This window comes from Streptomyces griseus subsp. griseus, from assembly GCF_000720255.1.
Taxonomy (GTDB): Bacteria; Actinomycetota; Actinomycetes; order Streptomycetales; family Streptomycetaceae; genus Streptomyces; species Streptomyces griseus_I.
Genome location: NZ_JOJE01000094.1, coordinates 1 through 3812, shown reverse-complemented (window position 1 = coordinate 3812; position 3812 = coordinate 1). Strand labels below are relative to the sequence as shown.

5 protein-coding genes are annotated in these 3812 nt (G+C 69.7%); 2 read left to right on the top strand and 3 right to left on the bottom strand.

Going from position 1 to position 3812, the window contains the following annotated elements; genetic code table 11:
- Window positions 1–106, top strand: a 106-nt coding sequence (locus IG99_RS52455; protein ID WP_463607317.1) for a thioredoxin domain-containing protein, incomplete at its 5' end; no start/stop codon positions are given.
- Window positions 107–317: 211 nt separating this feature from the next.
- Window positions 318–890, top strand: coding sequence for a site-specific integrase (locus tag IG99_RS43125; protein ID WP_051866623.1), 573 nt, complete (start codon window positions 318–320; stop codon window positions 888–890).
- A gap of 16 nt (window positions 891–906) precedes the next feature.
- Here IG99_RS43125 and IG99_RS43120 read toward each other — a convergent pair whose 3' ends face one another.
- The 3 genes from IG99_RS43120 to IG99_RS49405 form a co-directional block, all read right to left on the bottom strand.
- The gene (locus IG99_RS43120; RefSeq protein WP_037684476.1) at window positions 907–1485 is read right to left on the bottom strand and encodes a suppressor of fused domain protein; all 579 of its coding nucleotides are present in this window, start codon (window positions 1483–1485) and stop codon (window positions 907–909) included.
- Between the two features lie 217 nt (window positions 1486–1702).
- A complete protein-coding gene (locus tag IG99_RS43115; RefSeq protein ID WP_078948277.1) occupies window positions 1703–3268 on the bottom strand; it encodes a carboxylesterase/lipase family protein in 1566 nt (521 codons plus the stop codon).
- Window positions 3269–3384: 116 nt separating this feature from the next.
- A complete protein-coding gene (locus IG99_RS49405) occupies window positions 3385–3624 on the bottom strand; it encodes a hypothetical protein (protein WP_158973386.1) in 240 nt (79 codons plus the stop codon).
- Between the last annotated feature and the right edge of the window lie 188 nt (window positions 3625–3812).

Below are 3812 nucleotides of genomic sequence, written 5' to 3'. Positions count from 1 at the left end.
AGCCAACGACGGCAACGAGACCGTGCCGACCGTCGTCGTGGCGGGTCAGCCGCACACCAATCCCGATCCCGCATGGGTGCGCGAGCAACTCTCCCGTTCAGCGTGATCGGAACGCAACCGAGGTTAAAAGACAAGCTCAGACGCACCAGGCCAAGCAGGAGACCACCCAGGCTGGCGCCTTCCTTACCTGGCTCGCCGGCCGAGGCCGCACCATCGAGCACTGCTGGCAGGCCGACCTCGACGCCTGGCACACCGAGAAGCTCGCCACCCGGCGCCCAGCCCAGACCTTCCTCCGCTGGTGCATGAAGACGGGCCGCATGCCCCGGCTCACCCTTCCGCCCCAGGTCATCACCCAGGACCAGGCGCCACTGCACCAGCACCGCCGACTCGCCATGCTCCGACGGGTCCTCAACGACGACTCCCTACCTCTGCGGAGCCGCATCGTTGCCGCACTCGTTCTCGTCTATGCCCAGCCCGTCAGCCGCATCGTTCGCCTCACCCTTGACGACATCACCGACGACGGAGTCACTGTCACTGTCCGGCTGGGTGATCCGCCTTCCCCGCTCCCCGAGCCCGTTACACACCTGATGCGGGCATACATCCTGTCCCGCCGGCATCTGCCCTACACCAACAGCACAAGCTCCCACTGGCTCTTCCCCGGCCGCCAGCCCGGACAGCCGATGAACCCGGTCAGCCTCCAAGTCCATCTGCGTGAGATCGGCGTCCCGCCGCAGCGTGGCCGGGCCTCCGCGATCCGCCAGCTCGTCCTGCAGGCCCCGGCCCCCGTCATCGCGAAGACACTCGGCTATCACGACAAGACCGCCACCCGGCTGGTCACCGAGGCTGGCGGAACCTGGAGCCGATACGCCCCCGGTGACCACAAAGGGTGACCGCCGGACGCCGAACTCAGGCAACCGACGCCCTGAAAGGATCGGTGGGGATGATCTCTGCCTCGTCGAAGAGCTGCTCCAACGCCTCGTGCCCGTGACGCCTGCGGAACTCGATCTCGGCCGTCGTCACGGGCAGGGTCCACAGGATGCGGGCGTGACCCCCGGGAACGGAACAGTGTTCAAGGTCGGGTCCGTGGAGATAGGGCAGGCTGATCAGCAGGTGATCGCAGGTTGACCCCGGCACCCACGGTTCACCGATCGGCATGCTGTGCTCCAGGTCGAGCTGATGTCCTCCGCAGTGGTAGTAGGCGATCATCGCCATGAGCTCGATGAACCGCTGGTCGCGGACGTGGGCGGTCATGACGAACTCAAGGCCGTGACCGTCCTTCTCCATCGCGGCCCAGCACCCGGCGGTCACATAGGCCCAGCTGTCGCTGCGGGGACCCGGCCCCACAACGAGAACTCGCAGATCGGGCGCCACCTCTCGCCGCTCCGGCCCGACGTCGTAGTCGACGACCTCCACAAAGTGCCCTTCGAAGAACGCCCGGACATGTGACTCAACGGCCTTTGCGGCCAACACCCTCACATCACTCATCGCGCGATCATCCCACCGGGATCGACCGCCCCTGACGGCTCACTCAGCGTCATGGGGCCGCCGACATCAGCTACGAATACGCGACACCTCAACATGCGAGCCCACCAGTCCCGAGGCCGGTATCGGCTGGGTCATGCCGCTGATAGGCGGGTCGGGAGTACGGCGCGCCGAGGCGTTTTCAGGCCGTCGTGCACCTCCGATCGTGACGCGGGCGTGTTCAGGGCTGTGGTACCCAGCCGGCGCGGTCCCAGTATGTCAGGTGGGGCTGGGCCGATACCGTGTCGATCCGGGCGACCCGCTCGCCGCCGAGGACCATCACGGTGGGCCGGTGTGGGGTGAACACCGGCCAGGCAGGGGCGTGTTCGCTGCTCGGTGTCCCGCCGCGGGCGAAGGCCGCCACCAGATCGATCAGTGTGTCTGAGATCCGTTGCTCCAGTGGTCCGTCTCCGTAGGCGGGTGCGTTGGCCGGCAGTCTGAAGGTGCCGAAGAGGAACTTCGCGACGGCCTCGTGCGGGGTGGTGCCGGCGTAGGGGGGCTTGAGCGGGTGGGCGAACTCCATAAGGTACTGCGGTGCCGCGGCGGGGTCGCGTTCGCGGGCGTGCCGTTCGGCGAGCCGCACGATCTGGTAGCGGAACAGCCCGTCGCCCCATACCTGTGTCCACACCGACACCGGGTCGCGGGGCAGGCCCTCCGCCTCGGACGCCCGCCGGTAGTGGGTGATGCAGTCCTCCACCCGCTCGTCGGTGACCTTGACGGCGCCCTTCTCCAGGACCTCGCGGACGGCGGCGCGCAGTCCGGCGTCGTCGGCCGGGTGCGGGCCGGGGTAGGGGTATCCGGGGCCGGTGGTGAAGAAGGAGCCCTCGGTGCGGCAGAAGAGGGGCATCGTGGGGATGCGCGGGGTGGGCAGCGCGTGGTCGTAGCCGCGCATCCACCGCCCGTCGACGATCGGCCCGCGGTACTCGCGCGCGCCCTGCACGAACCGCTCGGTGGGGCTGCCGGCGTACACCTTGTCCCAGGCGTCCCGTAGTTCGGTGGCCGGTACGGCACGCAGGCCCGGCACGGTCGTGCCGAAGCGGCGCGCGAGGTACCGGTAGACCCTGCGCGACTCTGCGGGAGTGGTGGAACTGGCCGGTTCCCAGACGTGCTTGACGCTGATCGGGATGATCCTTTTGATGATGCCCCGCAGTTCGGGCAGCAGGGCGAGCTGCCAGGTGCTGGAGCCGCCCGCGGAGCTGCCGCAGACGGTGATGTTGTCCGGGTCGCCGCCGAACGCGGCGGCGTTGTCGCGGACCCAGCGTACGAGCGCGGCCTGGTCCTGCAGGCCCCAGTTCGCGCAGGAGCCCGTGCGCGGGTCGGTGAGGTCCTCGTGGAGGCCCCAGCCGAACACGCCGAGGCGGTAGTTGAAGTTGACGACGACCATGCGGCCGTGGACGGCGGTGCGGGCACCGTCGTAGTCGGGCTCGCTGCCCGCGCCGAGCATCCAGCCGCCGCCGTGGATGTAGACGAGGACTGGCAGACGGCCCGCCACGTCCGGGGTCCACACGTTGGCGTACAGGCTGTCCTCGCTGCTGTCGGGCAGGTAGTCGCCCTGGAGGGAGGGGGCCGCGAAGGCGGTGGCGTCCCGCACGCCCTGCCACGGCTCGGGCGGCCCGGGCGAGGAGAACCGCAGCGGGCCCACCGGCGGGGCCGCGTAGGGCACGCCCCGGAAGACGGTCAGTCCGTCGGCCCGCTCTCCCGCCACTCGTCCCGCCGTCGTGTGGGCGACCACTGTGCGACTGGGCATCTGGTGAACCTCATTTTTCGCTTCGGCGTTATCGGGGGCGGCGCGGCGCGCACCATGGGGCACTGTGATCGTCGCTCCGGTGCCGGGCCTGACGCCAACCGCCGGTACCTACTGCGTCAAGTCAGGCCGCGTCCGCCGCGCGGTGCGGGGGCGGCGGCCCGCCGGGGCCCCGGCGCGGACAGCAACCGATCCGGCGGGGCGGTCGGTTCGCGGCCGGTCAGGGCGAGCAGGGTGCGGTAGGCGGTGGCGTCGCCGGCGAGGACACCGCCGCGCAGGACCCGCCCCCCCCGGGGGTCGAGGACGAGGCTGACGTCTCGTGATCCCTGCGGTAGGCCGACCGCATCAGGTATGCGCAAAGAGGGGGCGCTCTCATTGACGAACGGCAGGCTTTTTGCGAGCAGTTGCGCTGGGAGGCGGCCGAGCGGTTCCGGCAGGGCGACGAGAACTGAGCTTGTTCCGCTTTGACGGACACCATCGGTGTGGTGGTCAGGCTGCGGGTGCGGTCTCGTATTCGGCGGGACTGCGGTAGCCGAGGCTGCTGTGC

Coding starts and splice junctions, on each gene's coding strand:
- IG99_RS43125 (WP_051866623.1), top strand. CDS start 318: ATGCCCCGGCTCACCCTTCCGCCCCAGGTCATCACCCAGGACCAGGCG.
- IG99_RS43120 (WP_037684476.1), bottom strand. CDS start 1,485: ATGAGTGATGTGAGGGTGTTGGCCGCAAAGGCCGTTGAGTCACATGTC.
- IG99_RS43115 (WP_078948277.1), bottom strand. CDS start 3,268: ATGCCCAGTCGCACAGTGGTCGCCCACACGACGGCGGGACGAGTGGCG.